Annotated in this window: 14 protein-coding genes, 1 tRNA gene and 1 pseudogene; 6 read left to right on the plus strand and 10 right to left on the minus strand. The window is 39.0% G+C overall.

The annotated features are described in order from the left end of the window. Positions 1 to 214 precede the first annotated feature (214 nt). Positions 215 to 922, minus strand: a complete 708-nt coding sequence (locus CSQ79_RS15530; protein WP_099702077.1) for a helix-turn-helix transcriptional regulator — start codon at positions 920 to 922, stop codon at positions 215 to 217. Between the two features lie 89 nt (positions 923 to 1,011). Here CSQ79_RS15530 and CSQ79_RS15535 point away from each other — a divergent pair, with 89 nt between their 5' ends. Next, positions 1,012 to 1,716 (plus strand): DJ-1/PfpI family protein, encoded by a 705-nt coding sequence (locus CSQ79_RS15535; RefSeq protein ID WP_099702078.1) that lies wholly within the window; start codon positions 1,012 to 1,014, stop codon positions 1,714 to 1,716. A 187-nt stretch (positions 1,717 to 1,903) separates the two neighbouring features. Here CSQ79_RS15535 and CSQ79_RS15540 read toward each other — a convergent pair whose 3' ends face one another. Genes CSQ79_RS15540 through CSQ79_RS15550 form a run of 3 tightly spaced genes read right to left on the minus strand, consistent with a single transcriptional unit; the run spans position 1,904 to position 3,800 of the window. Continuing rightward, positions 1,904 to 2,350, minus strand: a complete 447-nt coding sequence (locus CSQ79_RS15540) for a DUF2141 domain-containing protein (RefSeq protein ID WP_099702079.1) — start codon at positions 2,348 to 2,350, stop codon at positions 1,904 to 1,906. 19 nt (positions 2,351 to 2,369) lie between these two features. Continuing rightward, the gene (mazG, locus tag CSQ79_RS15545) at positions 2,370 to 3,230 is read right to left on the minus strand and encodes a nucleoside triphosphate pyrophosphohydrolase (RefSeq protein ID WP_099702080.1); all 861 of its coding nucleotides are present in this window, start codon (positions 3,228 to 3,230) and stop codon (positions 2,370 to 2,372) included. Between the two features lie 9 nt (positions 3,231 to 3,239). Then, the gene (locus tag CSQ79_RS15550; RefSeq protein ID WP_099702081.1) at positions 3,240 to 3,800 is read right to left on the minus strand and encodes a metal-binding protein; all 561 of its coding nucleotides are present in this window, start codon (positions 3,798 to 3,800) and stop codon (positions 3,240 to 3,242) included. 91 nt (positions 3,801 to 3,891) lie between these two features. On the opposite strand from CSQ79_RS15550, the gene CSQ79_RS15555 reads away from it, so the two are divergent. Then, positions 3,892 to 3,963 (plus strand) — tRNA-Val (locus CSQ79_RS15555). Positions 3,964 to 3,989: 26 nt separating this feature from the next. On the opposite strand, the gene CSQ79_RS15560 is transcribed toward CSQ79_RS15555, so the two are convergent. Then, on the minus strand, positions 3,990 to 6,161 hold the full coding sequence (locus CSQ79_RS15560) for a GumC family protein (RefSeq protein WP_099702082.1): 2,172 nt from the start codon (positions 6,159 to 6,161) through the stop codon (positions 3,990 to 3,992). 1,912 nt (positions 6,162 to 8,073) lie between these two features. Between CSQ79_RS15560 and CSQ79_RS15565 the strand changes: the two genes are divergently transcribed. After that, the gene (locus CSQ79_RS15565; protein WP_099702083.1) at positions 8,074 to 8,949 is read left to right on the plus strand and encodes a WecB/TagA/CpsF family glycosyltransferase; all 876 of its coding nucleotides are present in this window, start codon (positions 8,074 to 8,076) and stop codon (positions 8,947 to 8,949) included. 218 nt (positions 8,950 to 9,167) lie between these two features. Next, a complete protein-coding gene (locus CSQ79_RS15570; RefSeq protein ID WP_099702084.1) occupies positions 9,168 to 10,124 on the plus strand; it encodes a phosphoribulokinase in 957 nt (318 codons plus the stop codon). Positions 10,125 to 10,255: 131 nt separating this feature from the next. Here the strand turns inward: CSQ79_RS15570 and CSQ79_RS15575 are convergent. Then, positions 10,256 to 10,495: pseudogene (locus tag CSQ79_RS15575) on the minus strand (hypothetical protein); the annotation flags it as partial. A 92-nt stretch (positions 10,496 to 10,587) separates the two neighbouring features. On the opposite strand from CSQ79_RS15575, the gene CSQ79_RS15580 reads away from it, so the two are divergent. Further along, positions 10,588 to 11,484 (plus strand): Rieske 2Fe-2S domain-containing protein, encoded by an 897-nt coding sequence (locus CSQ79_RS15580; RefSeq protein WP_289501178.1) that lies wholly within the window; start codon positions 10,588 to 10,590, stop codon positions 11,482 to 11,484. An 84-nt stretch (positions 11,485 to 11,568) separates the two neighbouring features. Further along, positions 11,569 to 11,925 (plus strand): hypothetical protein, encoded by a 357-nt coding sequence (locus CSQ79_RS15585; RefSeq protein ID WP_099702087.1) that lies wholly within the window; start codon positions 11,569 to 11,571, stop codon positions 11,923 to 11,925. On the opposite strand, the gene CSQ79_RS15590 is transcribed toward CSQ79_RS15585, so the two are convergent. The 4 genes from CSQ79_RS15590 to CSQ79_RS15605 all read right to left on the minus strand — a co-directional run bounded on the left by CSQ79_RS15590 (position 11,922) and on the right by CSQ79_RS15605 (position 17,414). Continuing rightward, positions 11,922 to 13,439: an amidohydrolase family protein gene (locus tag CSQ79_RS15590; protein WP_099702088.1), complete on the minus strand. Its 1,518-nt coding sequence runs from the start codon at positions 13,437 to 13,439 to the stop codon at positions 11,922 to 11,924. The genes CSQ79_RS15585 and CSQ79_RS15590 overlap by 4 nt on opposite strands. A gap of 3 nt (positions 13,440 to 13,442) precedes the next feature. Then, a complete protein-coding gene (locus CSQ79_RS15595) occupies positions 13,443 to 14,525 on the minus strand; it encodes an ABC transporter substrate-binding protein (RefSeq protein ID WP_099702089.1) in 1,083 nt (360 codons plus the stop codon). A 235-nt stretch (positions 14,526 to 14,760) separates the two neighbouring features. Continuing rightward, positions 14,761 to 15,930: a glycosyltransferase family 4 protein gene (locus tag CSQ79_RS15600; protein WP_099702090.1), complete on the minus strand. Its 1,170-nt coding sequence runs from the start codon at positions 15,928 to 15,930 to the stop codon at positions 14,761 to 14,763. A gap of 98 nt (positions 15,931 to 16,028) precedes the next feature. Beyond that, complete coding sequence (locus tag CSQ79_RS15605; RefSeq protein WP_099702091.1) at positions 16,029 to 17,414, minus strand: hypothetical protein; 1,386 nt, start codon at positions 17,412 to 17,414, stop codon at positions 16,029 to 16,031. Positions 17,415 to 17,451: the final 37 nt, after the last annotated feature.

The following is a 17,451-nucleotide window of genomic DNA, read 5'->3' on the forward strand; positions in this document are numbered from 1 at the left end:
ACAAGCTGCGATCGCGCTATTTCTGTATTGTCGGTGAAGTTATTGGTAAATGCATCTTATTATCGCGATCGCTAGCAAACCCTAGGTATCCTAAAAACAGTATTAATCCGAATAAACCAACAAATAATTCGATACGGAGAAGTATAGTAGTACTGTGTAAAAGTTTGTGCATTAGAGTTTTTTAAGAACTTAATATAACCTTTTCTTTCAAAAGTTAAAGCATATCACGCAATTTTGCTACCATTTCTGTCCGCGCAGAAACTTCCAATTTCCGAAACATACGCTTTAAGGCTTGTTTGACAGAATTCTGAGTAATCCATAACTCTGCGCCAATCTCTGCATTAGTTAATCCTTTAGCAACAAGATTAGCGATTTGAACTTCTCTAGCACTCAGGCGTTTAAATAGTGGATTTGGAACAACTGAAGGGTGTCGCAATTGGGCAAGGCGTGCAGACAAATGCATACAAACCGCGCCGAAACTAGCTAAATCAAGTTGGCTAAATGCAGGTGCATTACCAATACGAGCAAAGTTCACTGTACCGATTAATTGACCTTGCCCAACGATTGGTCCAGTCATGATATGCTCATGGTCGTATGTAGCACAGCACCTTTTGTACAATTCGCTCTGTTTCCAAGCGCCTTTTGGCAAAACTAACTCTTCATGGGCTGGAGCATGATACTGCACAACATATCGCAGAACTGGATCAACAGATTTACCTATTTGTTGATATTGCTCAACAAAAGCCTCTGAAACTCCCTTGACATCAACGCTGGCTAAGCTATTTTCCGTGTCTAAAAGATAAATTCCCCAACGTTGCACCCCAAAGTATCCGCTGATGCTATCCATGAACCTGAATCGTAATGCCTGTTGGGTAGGTGCAGAGGCGATCGCCTGAAATAAAGGGTGAAGAGAATAAACCATGTATTGAGGTACCCACTTGAGGACTATGCGAGTGTAAAAACTCTGCCTACAATCGTTCCACAGCCATAAATTTCGAGCAACTGTAAACTATGACTCAACTACAAATTGGCTTTCTAATTTATCCGGATGTTATTCAACTTGACGTAATGGGAGCTTATCAGGTTCTAGCATTTCCATCGAACACACAACTGCATTTGATCTGGAAAAACCTAACTCCGATCGTCAGTAACGAAGGTTTAACTCTTACTCCAACTGTAACATTTGCCGATTGCCCACCTCTAGACGTGATTTGCGTTCCTGGTGGGGGTATTGGGCAAGTCGCAGTTACGAAAGACGCTGAAATCTTAAGCTTCCTGCAACAACAATCTACATCTGTTCAATACCTAACTAGTGTATGTACAGGCTCAATGATCTTGGCTGCTGCTGGTTTACTGCAAGGCTACAAAGCAACTTGTCACTGGGCATTTCGAGATCAATTGGCAATGCTAGGAGTTGAAGTTATACCCCAACGAGTTGTGATTGATCGCAATCGTGTCACAGGGGCTGGCGTCACATCTGGAATTGATTTTGGCTTAACCCTACTGAAATTGCTATGTGGCGAGGAGGTAGCAAAAATGGCTCAATTGATGATGGAATATACACCTAAACCACCCTTCAATGCCGGTACACCTGCAACAGCAGGTAAGGAAATTGTGCAACCATTGTTGCAGTTTGGTAAGCCGCTTCTCGATGCATTTTTAGCGCAAACACAAGAAATAGCGGCTCAATTGAAAGAGGAAACCCGATTTTGCTAGATTTCCTGCATGAATCGCACTCTTCCTACGACTGAAGTCAGGGCTATTCAAACGAAGTGTGCCTTCGTACACTCAAACAAGGCTTTATTAGGAGTCCACGGAGGTGGACTTTGTTTATGTAGTAGGGAATTTATTCGCACTCTTATTGATGCTATCTCGAAGTAGCATTGCACAATTATTTTTATCTCTACAAATACCGCATATTGACTCTAATCGTTGTATCTCCCTCAACACTAAAACTAGCATTGTTAAACTTGGGGGCACCAATTTTTACTGGGGGATTGTTAGAAATTGCAAAACCTTCTCTAGGAATACCTAAGAAGTTTGTATTTAGTTTTTGGTCATTATTTTCATCATGAAATATAGTTACCGCATACGTTCCAGCCTGTAATCCATGAAATTCTGCTACAACTGAAGAGCCTTGCGCATTCGTGCAACCACTTTGAATCACACCAGCATCACTCTGCGGGAAACCTTTGTCTTTATCGTAAAGTCTAAAACAAACTTGACCTCTAGGACGGGCAATTCTATCTACAACTACGGTTAATTTGTTACTCGGTTGGGCTAAGGCTGTACTTGCAATCAAACTTGTAGCAGTCGCGATCGCCAAGCCGAAAAGCAATACTCTTACCATAAAATATATTTACTTAAAACTAAACTGCGTCCTCAGAAGACTGGATTTTAGCTAATCTGGCTTTAGCTTGTTGCCATAAATTTTCTAATTCTTCCAGCGTATACTCAGACAAAGGACGCTGTGCAAAAGTTTCCATTTGGATGATGCGTTGGACAAATCTTTGATTCGTTCCTTGCAATGCTGCGTCGGGATCGAGTTGATACCATCGCGCTAGGTTGATAATTACAAATAGCAAGTCACCAAGTTCTGCTTGTTGTTCTTCTAATGGTTTGTGAGCGATCGCTTCTTGAAATTCGGCAAGTTCTTCGTGATATTTTGCCCACACGCCCTCGATATTTTCCCACTCAAATCCCGCCGCCGCCGCTTTTTGAGAAATTTTCATTCCGGCTAACAGTGGTGGTAGCGATCGCGTATATCGACTTAGTTTACTGCTTAATCTTTGCGCATCTGTTAGGGATGTGCCTTTTTCTGCTGCTTTGATTTGTTCCCAATTTTGTCGCACTTCATCGACATTTTGGACACTAACATCTCCAAACACATGAGGATGGCGGCGAATCAGTTTTTGAGTAATTCCTTGGGCAATCTCTTTAAGGCTAAAATGACCAACTTCTGAGGCAATTTGTGCTTGCAAAACAACTTGTAATAATAAATCCCCTAGTTCTTCAGCGATCGCGGTTTGGTCGTGAGTGCGAATCGCATCTACGACTTCGTAGGCTTCCTCAATCACATAAGGAATCAAAGTTTCCGGCGTTTGTGCTAGATCCCACGGACAACCACCATCAGGCGATCGCAGTTTTGCCACAACATCAATAAGTTCTTGGATTGCTACCAAAGTTTCGTGAGTAGCTTGCGGTTGATTTGAGTTTTGAGGGTGAGTCATCCGAAAATGCTATTTCCGACGTTTGAGTTGTGTTGAGCTGACTTTACGTTTCTTCATTTTGGCACGATTCTGTTGTATCCGCTTGTAGGCAGAACTACTCCAATCGCTTAAAGAATGACTCATTGCTCCTAATTCGAGTCCGCCAAACAAGCAAATCCATTCTGCTGTGTTTTGTAGAAGCGATCGCCTACTTGCTGTAACCAACTGTTGCCAAGTTAATTCCACTCCCCAAATTAAGTGCGCCACTCCCAAGACGAAAATCCCTGTGAGAGCAAGCCATACACTTAAATACAATACTCGCAGAGTTGTTCCAATAAACAGCCCATGCGAAAAAATAGAGCGATGTCTTAGTACTTTCTGGTAAGGCAGCCAAATCCACCGTAAGTAACCCCAACGCTGGTACTGTCTAGAGTACAGATCCAAATCTGGACCAAACATTAAGCCACTAAAAAGATAGGCTCCAGCCATAATTAAGGTTAAGTTACCACTCTGAGTATGGAAAAAAGTCAGACCAGTAATTAAGGGCAAGCCCCATAAAGTAATGCGATCGTGCGTTCTACCAGAGGGCATTGAGTTTAGTTAATACGTTCAGCAAAATATTTTGCAAAAATACTAGCTTTTTTAGCAATGATTTGCTACTATTAATACTTGCGTACAAAACGGGCGGTTAGCTCAGTTGGTAGAGCGCTGCCTTACAAGCAGGATGTCACTGGTTCGAGTCCAGTACCGCCCATTGTTTTATTGCATGACATTTTGATTTTACTTTTTAGTCAGGTTGATAATTGTGCCTAGAACTGAGCAGTTGGACAACTTCAGTCTTTCTAGTGCCTTCTTTAATGCTGATTTTTTTGTCTTTGCTAACCCTACAACCAAAATGCTGGTGTCAGTTTGGGCAGCAACAATGCTACTGTCTGCAAATTTCAATAATGGTGGTGTGTCATATATGACAAAATCAAATGCAGAGTATAAATCTTTGGCTAAAATCTGCATTTTCTGCGAAGTCAGTAGACTGATAGGATTGGGTGGAACCTGTCCAGCTGTCAAAACAAAAAAGTCATCTTCTAAAGGTGATTTGACTGTTCTTAATTCTGCATCTGCTGAGTTGTAACCTTCAAATGTTGTTAAAATATTAGATGATCGCTGAATCACATCTTGAAAATTTAATTCTTCAGCAATGATATTACTTAAACCCTTTGTATTTGGTAAGCCCAAAAGCATATGAATTTTAGGACAACGCAAGTCTGCATCTACTAATAAGACGCGTTGACCCATTGCCGCGATTGTTTGGGCTAGATGCACAGCAATAGTAGAACGACCATCTCCAGAAGTTGGTGAGATAATTGAAAGCGATCGCACAGGTGTATCAAAGCTGAGGAAGCGGATGTTCGTGTACAAAGAGTGTAATGATTCTTGATAAGCCTCGTTATATCGTTGTATAGGAATTTCACCTAATAGTGGAAGGTTAGCGATCGCTTTAACTTCATCACTTGTATAAAAGACATTTTTTAACTTATCTACCAGTAACGCAGCCGCAATTCCTAAAATTAAACCGAGACCTGTTCCTAAAATCAGAACTTGTTTCACACTCACTGTAGAAGATTTAGGTTCAGTTGGAGGAGTCAGTAATTGCCAAGGACTCTGCTTTTGTGCAGCATCAATTTGCAGTGCTTCGCGCTTAGTCAAAAATTGGTTGAGGTTATCAACTGCAATTTTGAGTTGTCGTTCTAAATCATCATTTTGACGCACAAGTACAGGAAATCGTTGAAACTGTTGTCTTAAAGATTGTTCTGCTTGTGTCAATGCTAGACTTTGTGCCTTTAATGCTTGTATTTGGTTGGCAGTATCAAAGAATTGCTGAGTTTGCTGCTGACGTAATGAATTGGGAGATGCTAAAGTTTTTGACTCGAAGACATTATTAGGAACTGTATTTAATAATACTCGTTGCCCTTCTTGCTCAATTAAAGGCAGTAAATTTTGTTTTTGATCGCGTAGTACTTGAATTTGAGGACTATCATCATGATATTTTGATGACTCTACTGCAATTTGACTTTCTAATTCTTGTAGTTGGTTTAATAGCTTTTGGTAGCGGGGAGCCTCACTTAAAGCTGAAGCAGTTTTAGCTTCTTCAGGTTGCAGTTGCAACTGATTTTGCAAAGTACTGTGGAGTGATTGAAATTTTGCTAACTGTGTTTGTGTTTCCAATCGCTGCTGAACAATTCCGTGTAGCTGATCGGCAAGTTGCTTACCTTGGTTTGCAGGATCGATAAGATTGTACTGTTGACGAAATGTTTGTATTTGTTCTTGTAGACTTTCGACTTGCTGTTGTAGTTGCGGTAACTGCTGTTCTACAAATTGAATACCTTGGCGAACATCTGCTTGACGCTCTTCTAAGCTGTATGCTACGTATGCTTGTGACACAATGTCCAAAACTAGAGAAACTTTTTTAGGGTTTAGAGCTTGATAACTAACCTCTAAAACATTCGTTCCTGTAACCAAATTGAACTTAAGTTTTGGTACGCCATGATTTGGATATCTTGCTTCAATATCTTTAACGATAGGAAGCATGATTTTAGGACTTTGCAAAATTCTAAGCTGAGTTTCATTCACACCTCCAGAATGCCTGTCTACTTCTTTATTTAAAAGCGATGGCGTTAACTTGTTTTCTACAGTTTCTGGTGTAATCAAAAGCTCAAACTTAGCTTGATAAGTTGGTGTACTTGAGAAAGCAAAAGCAAAAGCAGCAGATGCGATCGCCGTTGTTATACCAGCAACGATCATACCTCTTCTACGTAAAGCTCCAAACAACTGACCAAGATCTAAGCCACCTTCATCTCCCTCCTCTAACTGAGTTGTATACACTACAGGTAAAGAGTGAATTGACTTGCCATTTTTCTCTGGTAATAACTTGGGAAAGTAGCTTCTAGCCTTCATTTATATTCCTATGTTCTTATAGATTTATTCGTATTGCCGTAAAAACAACGAGCTAACTTAAGTATTTTGAAGTAAAGTGTATGAAATAATAAATTCGGATTGTATTTTAAAATAAAAGTTCGCTACTTCAAAAAAACTATTAATTATCTATTGATAGAACTGTTCATCTCTATGACCAAACTTAAAATATGTAAAAATAACGATAGCATTTCCTCAAGCATAAATTATAAAATTGACTTTCATGTAAACTTTATAGACTGCTTCTAATGTGTAAAGCTTAAATGAAAATCATCAAGGAGAGTAGCATATAATTTTCTTTTGCTTATGATAGCTACAGAATAAATGAACTCTAATTCTCTATATTGTTTAAATAGCTATTTGCAATAAACTATCTAGTGTCACAAGTATGTGCGTATAGTATTTAATTGCTAAGTTCAACTATTAAACACTTCAATTTTAAATTTGAATATTAATCCAATTACTTATTAAGGTACTAGTAGTGTTTTCAATAAATCCAACTTCAAAAAAACTGTATTACAAATTTGCAAAGAGCAATAAGTACTCTAAAAAATAAGTTTAAGTATTTATCTAGACTTATGTTTAAGGTTCAATTTATCAATTTTATATCTACTATTACTCACCATTCTGACCAAGAGTATTTGTTTAGAAAACTTATTTTTAGACATAGTTATACACAGCAAGAGCTAATGAATACTCAATTAGTGTAACTTTAACTTATGTGTTGAAAAATGAAATGAGCAATATTGTTTATGTTAGTAAAAGCATAAAGCTATAAAGAAAAACTATAATTTACTATAATAATTTAATCCAACTATTTTCAAATTATTACTCAAGTTGATTTGCCACGTATCGCAATACAACAGAAAGAAAATTGCATTTAGCTATTAAAGTTTTTTTACTGATGAATAGTCTAATGTAGTTAATCTACTTCTTGTTGAAAAAAACTACCACAAAAAAATAACCTTAAATAGTTTCCCTTTATAACTAAATTTTAATAAGATTGTAACTCTATAAATGCAGAGATGCATAGAAAGATAGAACATTTACTGCCAGGAAAAATACTTTCATATACATATATAGAAAGACTGTTTTATTTTAAAGATACATGCAGATGTTGTTTTTGTAAAAGATATTTTGCATAAAAAAACTATCTTTGTTGTTCATAACAAAGTACTTGCACTCTTTTGGTAAAAAGAGCATAGGGCATGAACGATCGCAAGTCGAAAAGATAGATTTTTATTTTGGGAACACCTATTTTTACTGTGTTAAAAGCTATGTGCTTACTTGTCTATCTTTAAATAAAAACTAATACTGATATTTCAAAATTTAATTCTTTAAACAACGTCGCTTAACAAGTCACAAACATATGTATTTATCAATGATAATAGATACTTGTCATAATAAGCAACTTATTAATTTTTTGTTATTTATATTCAAGGTAAGCCATTAAATCTTCTTCACTCAATTTTTAAAGAATAAAACTATAATATTTGACCTCTGATCCTTAGGAATAAACAAACTGAAGAGAAAACCAAAGTACCAATAGAATAAACATCACTCTATAGATATATTTTTTTTGTAAATGATTCGTTTTTTAATTGCCTTAACTAGGAAATAACATTTAAAATTTTGAACATAAACAATGCATTAATCGTACTGATTTGTGCAATGTTCTAAACTTCGATTTACAAAAATAGATTCATTTTACCAATCTTTAAGAGTTGTCTGCCTTGCAAGACTCTTAGATTTCAGTATTAATTCACAATTACTTACTTTTTCAAATTCATATTATTTGTTGCTTGTTTTACTTTTTAAAAGTACTTCTACAAATTAAATATGCTTAGCTTTTGTAAGTAGAAAATTTCAAAAAATACTTTATTAGGACTAAAACATGACTTTAGCTTTAGAAACAATAAAAACAAATAAGTATTATTCACAAACTATTAAGTCAATTAAGTCATTGGTGAATGTAATTAATGTGCCCATTACTGCTCTTCCTTTAAGAGAACAGATAGAGATAATTCTTGATTGGGCTAATCACTTTGAAAGTAAAACTGTTTGTGTAGCAAATGTACATATGCTAATGGAAGCTCACAATCAACCTGCTTTTGCTACCGTTTTGAGAAATGCAGATATGGTGACACCTGATGGTATGCCCTTGGTTTGGATAATGAAATTAATGGGGGCATACTGGCAAGATCGAGTAGCTGGGATGGATATTCTTTTATCTTTGTGTCAGTTAGCTCCACAAAGAAATACTAGTCTTTTCTTTCTAGGTTCCACAACGGAAACATTAGAAAAGATGAAAGAAGAAATAAGTGATAAGTTTCCTGACTTGCAAATTGCTGGCAAGGAGTCATTACCTTTTAGACCACTTACAGAAGAAGAGGATAGGGCAATTATTCAAAAGATTAATAGTAGTGGTGCTGGAGTGGTTCTAGTATCCTTAGGATGTCCAAAGCAAGAGTACTGGATAGACCAACATAAAGGAAAAATTCATGCTGTCATGATTGGGTTAGGAGGAGCATTTCCCGTATTTGCTGGAATTCATAAAAGAGCACCTTTTTGGATGAGAAATCTGGGGTTAGAATGGTTGTATCGCCTGATTCAGGAACCTCGTAGACTGTGGTATCGCTACTTGACAACTATTCCACCTTTTCTATTTTTAGCTTTAGTACAGTTAATAATGTCAAGGCTGAGTATTTGGCAAAGAACAGCAAATTTATGGAGTCAATTTGTAAATAAAACTGCCACAAATAAAGTGTAGGCGATCGCTCAGTGTAAAAATATAAACTTCATGCAATATCTGTTTGAGTAGGACTTTGCGAGCGCAAGTCTACGCAGTCAAGCGTACTGAGCAAGGTTTACTTCTTGGTTATAAGTAGAACATATATTGAGATGGTTCTTGAGTTGAGTTCGATTACTGCTTAAAATGATAAGCATTTCACATATAAGCAGTAGACGCTCTCTTGTCCTGGAGGAATCATGAGCCATCGCCCTATCATTCTTGGTATTGTCGGAGACAGTGCTGCTGGTAAAACTACATTAACTAAGGGAATTGCTCAGGTACTTGGACCAGAGAATGTTACAGTTATCTGCACAGATGACTACCATCGCTATGATCGCCGTCAGCGGGCTGAGATAGGTATTACAGCCTTACACCCCGACTGTAACTATCTCGATATTATGCAGCAACACCTGTCCTTGTTACGCACAGGACAACCTATTCTCAAACCAATCTATAGTCACAAAACCGGTACTTTTGAGCCACCACACTATATCAACCCTAGTAAATTTGTCATCGTCGAAGGCTTACTTGGCTATTCAACTCGCGGTGCGAGAGACTCATTTGACGTCAAAGTTTATCTTGCACCACCAGAGTCACTGCGCGCACAGTGGAAAATTAAGCGCGATACGCAAAAACGAGGCTATACAGCAGATCAAGTCAAAGCAGAACTAGAAAAGCGCGAACCTGATTCTGAACAGTTTATCCGTCCTCAGCGCCAATGGGCAGATGTTGTTGTCAGTTTTTATCCTCCTGGCGATGAACCGAATCAAGGTAACGGTCACTTAAATGTACGCTTAGTATTGCGTCCAACGATCCCACATCCAGATTTTACGCAAATTTTGAACATTATCAGCACTCATCCTCATCCAGCAGTGCGCTTAGATTTGGATCGAGATATGAACAAGCCTGTAGATGTTTTGGAAGTTGATGGTCATGCAACGTCGGAGCAAGTAGATGATTTAGAAAAGATTATCTGTAATGATATGCCACCTCATCTCTCACATTTTTGCAGTCGCGAAAGCAATCCTGAGTTAGGTAAGGTTGCTGGTACTACTGGAGAAACACTTCAAAGCTATCCTCTTGCTATAACCCAACTTTTGATTACATACCATATGCTCAAAGCCACACAAATTTATCAACAAGTTCTTGTTTAAACTTGCAACAGTAAATCCACCAGCGTAAACTTAGTCTGTCTAACAGCAAATTCTGCATGTAGCAAGTTTAAGTCATATACAATCGTGCAATTCCTTCTTTGATGACTTCAACAAGTTGCTCTTGTCGGAGACTAATATGGGCAGACATACAGTTTACAATTGTGACGGTAATGTGCTTTTTCCATAGAAATAAGACGCAAATAATATGCGCGGGCATTGATAGCTTCTAAGGAGTGTAACAGTTCTGCATTTTGCGACAACATGGCAATCTGCTCGTGAAAGCGTTCATCACATTGAGCGCACTCTAGTGGTGATAACTTGTTAAATTTTCGTGCTGCTGTCTGCCAAAACGTCACTAGCTTGTCTACTTCAGCATTAGTAGCTCATTCTGTAGCTAACTTCGCACTCATCATCTCTAAGCCACAGCGCACCTCATATAAATCAAAAATCATTTTGGTATCAAGTGTTCGACAAGAAAAGCCGCGTCGCGGTACAAAATCTAACAATCCTTCTGCCCCAAGGAGAAATTGTCAATGGTTGCGTACGCTGTCCTTACCACGGTTGGTCATTTGATCGCCAAGGAACTTGTGTTGCAGTTCCTCAACTTAAACCCGAACAAAGCATTCCTCCTAGCTATCAAGTGCGATTATACAAGTGTGCTGAACGTTATGGCTATGTATGGGCATGCTTGCGTAATGAACCACTGCTACCTATTCCCTGTATTCCTGAAGCAGATGATGCTACGATGCAGCTCATTCCCCAGTTCTATGAACCTTGGCAGTGCAGCGGACTGCGTTTGATGGAAAACTCCTTTGACAATGCTCACTTTAGCTTTGTTCATGCAAATTCATTTGGCGATCAACAACAACCAGAACCAGTTTCCTCGGAAATAAGTTCCCTAGAGTATGGTTTACAAGTTCGGGCAACAATTCCTGTAGTTAATCCACCTATGCAGCGCAAAAATCTCAGTATCGAAGATGAAGTCACAGTGCGTTATGTAGTTTCAACTTGGTATATGCCTTTCAGTCGCACATTGAAAGTTACTTACCCCAACGGCTTGATACATCTGATTTTTACTGCTGCGACTCCAGTGAGCGATCGCACTTCTCAAATTATCCAATTTTGTATTCGTAATGATATCGAAGCAGATGCTCAAGCAGTTGCTCTTGTCGCGTTTGATCGACAAGTGACACAGGAAGACAAAGCAGTACTAGAAACTACAGATTATGACACACCATTATATATCAATGCCGAGCAGCGTATGCCTTCAGATCGACCAGGGATCATCATGCGACGCGAGCTAGCAGCGTTACTCAAAGCCCATGGCGAAGTAGAACAACGCTTAGAAATGCTGGTGTGATAAAGCTTTTCTATTTGAGTTACAAATATCCGGTTAGTGCATCAAGGCTGGTAATTGGTCATTGGTATTACGAATGACAAAATCATGTCTGTTTTCATTCACAATGTCTTGATTTCTGATGGAGACTCGACAGCCTCGGCTTCTGTGGAGTTGAAAGGCGATCGCATTTACCAAGTCTATTCTCCAATTGATGCAACGGTTGATACTTTCATTGATGGACGTGATAAACTACTTCTACCAGGATTTGTCAATGCTCACACGCATTCTTCTCAGGTGTGGCAATGCGGTTTAATTCTGCAACGACCTTTAGAAGTGTGGCTAGCAGATGTAGATGTAGCCGCGCTTTATCAAGAATTACGCGATCGCACTCGTCATACTGATCTACCCCAATTTCGTACGCTCAATTCAATCGAAGCACATTATCGACAGATGTTGCTTTAGAACAAGTCCTCAGTCAGAATTTTAGGATCGACAGGTTGTGTCAAACAGCGATCGTAAATTTGTCGATAGTAAGGTAAGAAAGTTTGCACAGTTGCTTCCGATTCTTGCATTGCAGGCAATATTTGATCATGCACTTTGCAAATTGCTTCAATCAGGGCTTGCTCGTCAACTTGAGTGAGTTTACCACCGCGCATCACTTCCATACCATCAACAACAACTAAATCGACAGCAGCACCCGTTTGAGCATAAACGAGTTGCCGTAGAGGATGATTCAGTGGTACAAATGATAACTCGTTAAGTCGGTATCCAACAAAGTCAGCCTGATAGCCAGGGGCAATTTTTCCTAATTGCTCACAGCCAAATGCCTTAGCACCCCCAATTGTAGCAAAGTCAAAAGCTTCCTCGGCAGATATCCACTGTTCCGGAGGCGTTGCAGGTGACTTGTTCAGTAAAACAGCAGCTTGCATAACACAAAGCATATTGAGGCTATCTCTCGACCCACAGCCATCACTTGCTAGAGCAATGTTCACTCCTGCTTGTTGAAAAGCACGAACAGGCATTTTACCACTACCCAGTTTGAGATTAGAAAGCGGGTTATAAACAACACTTGCTCCTGATTTAGCCAGCAATTCAATGTCATGTGGTGTTAGCCAAACACAATGTTGCAAAGCAAGGCGATCGCTCAAAATACCCAACTCAGCTAAATACTCAGTCATCGAACATTGGTAAAACAATTGCCCTGTAACTGCTTGTAAGCGTGTTTCGAGTAAATGTAGCATCATGGGAAGATTGTAGGTATTTGCCAATTCTCCAAGCTGAACTAGAAAAGTGCGACTACAACGCTGTGGTGCAGAAGGTGCAACAATGTAACCGACTCGATGTCGATTTGGATGATGTGTTTGTGCCAAGTGCTGTGCAAGAGTTAATAAGCGATCGCGATCGGGTATACCTTGACGCTCTAGTTGTTCACGCAGATGAACTGGCATTTCTTCATCAAAGAAAGGCACTGCACGATAAAACGGTAAATCATAAAGACTAACGCTAACTAATGCCCGCAATCCAATATCTTCATAAGCTTGGAAAACAGCATCAATACACTCCAACGAAAACTGAGGAGCATGATTAACATCATCTACAACAAACGTTGTCCCCGTGCGAATAGCTTCTATAGCACCAATCATCGTGCGTAGATAAACTTGCTCTGGCGTTAAGGGTGGCGGTGCAACTGGTGGACGGACAAAGTGCATCCATAGCTCAAGCGGTAGGTTATCAAACCGTCCTTTATGAAAATGTTCATGCGAATGAAAATGTCCATTGATTAAGCCAGGAGTGACCAATAGCCCTGTTGCATCAATTACCGTACAGTTTTGAGGAACAGATAAACTTGCAGCAACTGCGACAATTCTACCTTTCTCGGTCAAAATATCTGTATGAGGTTGTGGTAATGTATCACTTGCTGCTAGAACCAAAGCATTTTTGACGAGCAATTTATCAGTTCTTGGGGAAATACTCATTAGTTAAACGACAACTTCACGATTGAAACGTTCAATCCACGTTGGTAAGTTTTTACTAATTGTTTGCCAATCGAGTGGTACAAGCTTCTCAACTACAGCTTCTGTTGTGCTACCTAGTCTTTCGGCAATGAAACCTGAAATTTCCGCCCTGCTGTTTGTCGGCACAAAATAATAAGGTGCTGAAGCCATTTGCGTTTGCACCTCAGGGCTAATTGCCGCATCAATGTATGCAGCAGCAAGTTCGCGTTCCCTCGGATTCCTGACAATATGCATTGACGGGCTAATTAGTAATGCGCCTTCTTCAGGTACAACCCAATCAACTGGGGTTCCTGCGGCTGTAAGTGGAGCCATATTATTCAAATAATGCGGGGCGATATCAATTTCTCCTTGCTGAAACAAAACCGAGAGCGCACCAGGATTAGACGCAACCGCAGCGACGTTTGGTAAGATTTCTCGAATTGCCTCAAAAGCTGGTTCAATATTATTTTCCCCACCACCGCGCATTCTTGCAAGTTGCACCATAAAAGCAGTTCCCACCGTACTTTGCATACTAACAAGTCCAAGCCGACCTGCATATTCTGGTCTCCACAAGTCTTCCCATGAAGTAGGCGGTGTAGAAATCCGGTCAGTATTGTAACCGATACCGATCGCTTGCACGGCTACAGTAGGTCCCCATTCATCAGCTTTTGTTTGATACTGCGGTAACAAATCTTGAAAGTTTTCGCTCTCATCGGCAGGGAAGGGTTGTAATATTTGCTCAACTGGAGCATTACGAAATGGTCCTTCATCTAAGAGTGTTACATCGTATGGAGGATTATTAGCTGATGCTGTGAGTTGTGCTACTTGGTCAATTGCCAATTGTGGTACTAAATTAATTGTTGTTCCGGTTTTCTGGGCAAAGTAAGGCACTAAAATTGTTCGATGTGCTTCCTCCCAACTTCCTGTAAATGTTGCCGCAACGAGTCTATTACCACCTGTCTGTGTTGCTTGGTTTCCACCACAACCTTTAAGTAATAAGCTTGTTCCCGCAAATAGTCCAGCACCTAATAAGGCACGACGAGACATCCTCATTAAAGAATCAGACATAAGTTCGCAGCTATTAACTGTAATAAAAGTAAGATTGAAGATACAGCTTAGCGGTTTCTAAGTTAGTAAAATTTACGACAGTATCGATGTTATTTCATGTGCTGTCCAAAACCGATTTGCTATAGCCTCAGATGCGATCATTACTTAATTAGCATTAATATAGAGAACCTAGAACTTTTAATGAATCATGCTTTCTTCTTGTCACTGCAAAAGAAGCTACACATATGTATCAACCTTAAAATGGAACGGTATTAGTTTGAGCATTGCTAGTTAATTTATGTGTAAATTGATGCATTTTAGAATATAGCTTTAAATATTGATTAGCTGCATTTGCTTTTGAAAATCGGTCATCTCTGTTTTTATTGGTATGAGGTTGATTTAGTGCTTGGGTAATAGCTTGAGACAGATTTTTGACTGGGTTATCCTGTAAATTAAAATAAATGCAAGCTTCAGAACCCACTTCTTCAAAGATGGGAATAGCTGAACAAACGACTCGACAAGAAAGATACAAAGCTTCTGCTAAAGGAATACAAAAACCTTCTGTTGAAGAAGGAATGATAAACAATTGGCAATTTTGATATAACCAGCACAACTCGCTATCACTAATTGCCGATACCATCAATACTTGTTCTTCTAAGGACAATTGAGAGATTAATTGCGAAAGATTATCTGTTTCGGGTCCTGAACTACCTACAATCACAAGCTTAGTAGAAGATGGTAGTTTATTTTGTTGTAGCAATAGGGCAAAAGATTGAATGAGTAAATCTAAATTTTTGTTTTTTCTATGTTGACCAATAGTTAATAAAAATGGGTTATATAACTTGTGTTTTAGTTCTAATAATGGTTGAGGAGTAATTTCACTAAAATCGACATAATTATAAATTACACAAGTTATTTTCTTAGGGTCTATATTTGGGAAAAAGTGATTTAGGCTTGCTAATGTTGTTTGAGAAACACACGTCAATCCGTCACTTTGGTGAATACATTGTTGTAGAAAAAGGCGATTGAACAAAGCTTGGTAGCCAAAATTTTCTGGGTATTCATAAGGATAAAGGTCGTGAATAGTAGCAACAACAGGACAACGAAAGAGCGATCGTAAAAATGGTAATGGAAAGGATAAATGCACATACGTAGGGCGAAGCTGCTGTACTAGTCTGGGTAAACCGAACCAAAACCACAGATTTCTAGCAATTGAGTTATTTTGAATATTGATATCAACTAGCTTGATTTTATCTGAATTAAGATTAAAAGAAGACTCAAAATAATGCTTTTGCCATTTTCCAATGACTAAAGTGACTTGGCTTACTGTTTCAGTACTTGCCAAACACTGAGCAAGATTAATCGCATATCGACAAACTCCAGTTGGCTTTTCTGGTCGATGTAGTGCAGCAATTAAAATATGCATCTTGATTAATAAGTTTTTTAATTATTTAAATAGAACTGTAGTCAGCAATTGTCAGAAACTACTTTTTTAGATATCAGGCGATCGCCACAATTAGGTTGTTACTCAAAAGCGGCTTTTAATCGGCTTTCCTTGCTTTCTTGCCAGCGTAAACCCAAAAAACAAGCGATTGTGAGCATTTGTCCTGGCTCCTCCATTTGAGTTAAGATAAAACCAAGAACCGCAGTCGAAAGTAGCAAAAACTTGCAAAAATTGTCTACACAAATCCTCCGCCACACAATGGAACCAAGATATAAATAAGCACCTAAACCAATCAACCCTAAATCTCCCCAAATTCCCACCCATGTAAACATTGGGAAGTACAAGGTAGATTCTCGTGCTAGCCACCCAGATGGACTGAGTATAACTTGCCAAACCGCAGCAGATACAGGATGAACTGTCGCACCAAGTGGCAATAGTAGCGATGCATAATCATTCATAAACCATCCTCCTAAGCGGGTAACGGTGTGACCAGGACCTAGCCCAAAAAACCATTGCAACGGTGTTGTGTAGTAAGAAGGAATAATTCGCAATGCTGTACTCTTTAGTAAAGTTGCTTCTCCGTCTGAACCATAGAGATTGTCTTCGGCTCGGTAAGTCGTGAAGTTTCGATAGGGATCTAAAAATTCTACATCTGTGTAAACGAGCGCCCAGTAAAAAATAGCAATTATCAAAACGATAGGAACAAGATAATACAGGATTTTTAGAGGTTTTTTGACGTTTGTAAAAACGACTAGTAGCCAGCCGACAAATAGAGCTACAAATACTTGCTTTGAGTCAGAAATAAATGTTTGGTAAAAAGCACCGATAAATACAGCGATCCGGATCTGCAGAGGAACTGTTTTAAACTCATTCAAGAAGTATAAAGCGAAGTATAGAGAAACCGTAGCGGATATATAATTCCCTGCACTCCCTCCTTTTGAAGCAAAAACACCTGCGGTATTGTCTTCAATCAATTGACCTCCTTCTGCTCCAGGATAAAGTCCTATAGGTAGGAGAATAGACTGAGCAATTGCCAGGAGCAAGTTAAATAGACAGAATCCTGCTATCCAATTTCTAAATCTCTTGAGCTTTTCACCTGATAATGGAGTTGCCATTATAGCTATTAAAAGCAGGAATGGTTCTGCTTGTAACATATATTGCAGAAAGACATTTAGAACTCCTGCCTGATTAATAAGAGCACTTGCAATTGTGCACGCCAGTAGAACTCCTAAACCAAAAATTAGTTCCCAAGTGATCGCAACTTGCTTTCGATCTTTAACTCGCGTCGTCAATAGAGCAATACCTACAACAACCGGAAGAACGACAAAATGAACAAAGTTGAGGGGTGAGGGAGCACCAAAGTAAGTTAAGAGACGAGGAAAAAAAGCAGTAGCAAATCCTATGAGAATTAGCGTGGAGCTTCTAATCGTTCCTTTCTTTTTTTGGATGGCTACATGCGAAATCATAAAAATGCTTAAAATTTAATCAAAAGTCTAGTTGATC

Source organism: Gloeocapsopsis sp. IPPAS B-1203, assembly GCF_002749975.1.
Classification (GTDB): domain Bacteria; phylum Cyanobacteriota; class Cyanobacteriia; order Cyanobacteriales; family Chroococcidiopsidaceae; genus Gloeocapsopsis.

Coding starts and splice junctions, on each gene's coding strand:
- CSQ79_RS15585 (WP_099702087.1), top strand. CDS start 11,569: ATGTCTGTTTTCATTCACAATGTCTTGATTTCTGATGGAGACTCGACA.
- CSQ79_RS15565 (WP_099702083.1), top strand. CDS start 8,074: ATGACTTTAGCTTTAGAAACAATAAAAACAAATAAGTATTATTCACAA.
- CSQ79_RS15550 (WP_099702081.1), bottom strand. CDS start 3,800: ATGCCCTCTGGTAGAACGCACGATCGCATTACTTTATGGGGCTTGCCC.
- CSQ79_RS15605 (WP_099702091.1), bottom strand. CDS start 17,414: ATGATTTCGCATGTAGCCATCCAAAAAAAGAAAGGAACGATTAGAAGC.
- CSQ79_RS15535 (WP_099702078.1), top strand. CDS start 1,012: ATGACTCAACTACAAATTGGCTTTCTAATTTATCCGGATGTTATTCAA.
- CSQ79_RS15530 (WP_099702077.1), bottom strand. CDS start 922: ATGGTTTATTCTCTTCACCCTTTATTTCAGGCGATCGCCTCTGCACCT.
- CSQ79_RS15570 (WP_099702084.1), top strand. CDS start 9,168: ATGAGCCATCGCCCTATCATTCTTGGTATTGTCGGAGACAGTGCTGCT.
- CSQ79_RS15560 (WP_099702082.1), bottom strand. CDS start 6,161: ATGAAGGCTAGAAGCTACTTTCCCAAGTTATTACCAGAGAAAAATGGC.
- CSQ79_RS15590 (WP_099702088.1), bottom strand. CDS start 13,439: ATGAGTATTTCCCCAAGAACTGATAAATTGCTCGTCAAAAATGCTTTG.
- CSQ79_RS15595 (WP_099702089.1), bottom strand. CDS start 14,525: ATGTCTGATTCTTTAATGAGGATGTCTCGTCGTGCCTTATTAGGTGCT.
- mazG (WP_099702080.1), bottom strand. CDS start 3,230: ATGACTCACCCTCAAAACTCAAATCAACCGCAAGCTACTCACGAAACT.
- CSQ79_RS15600 (WP_099702090.1), bottom strand. CDS start 15,930: ATGCATATTTTAATTGCTGCACTACATCGACCAGAAAAGCCAACTGGA.
- CSQ79_RS15540 (WP_099702079.1), bottom strand. CDS start 2,350: ATGGTAAGAGTATTGCTTTTCGGCTTGGCGATCGCGACTGCTACAAGT.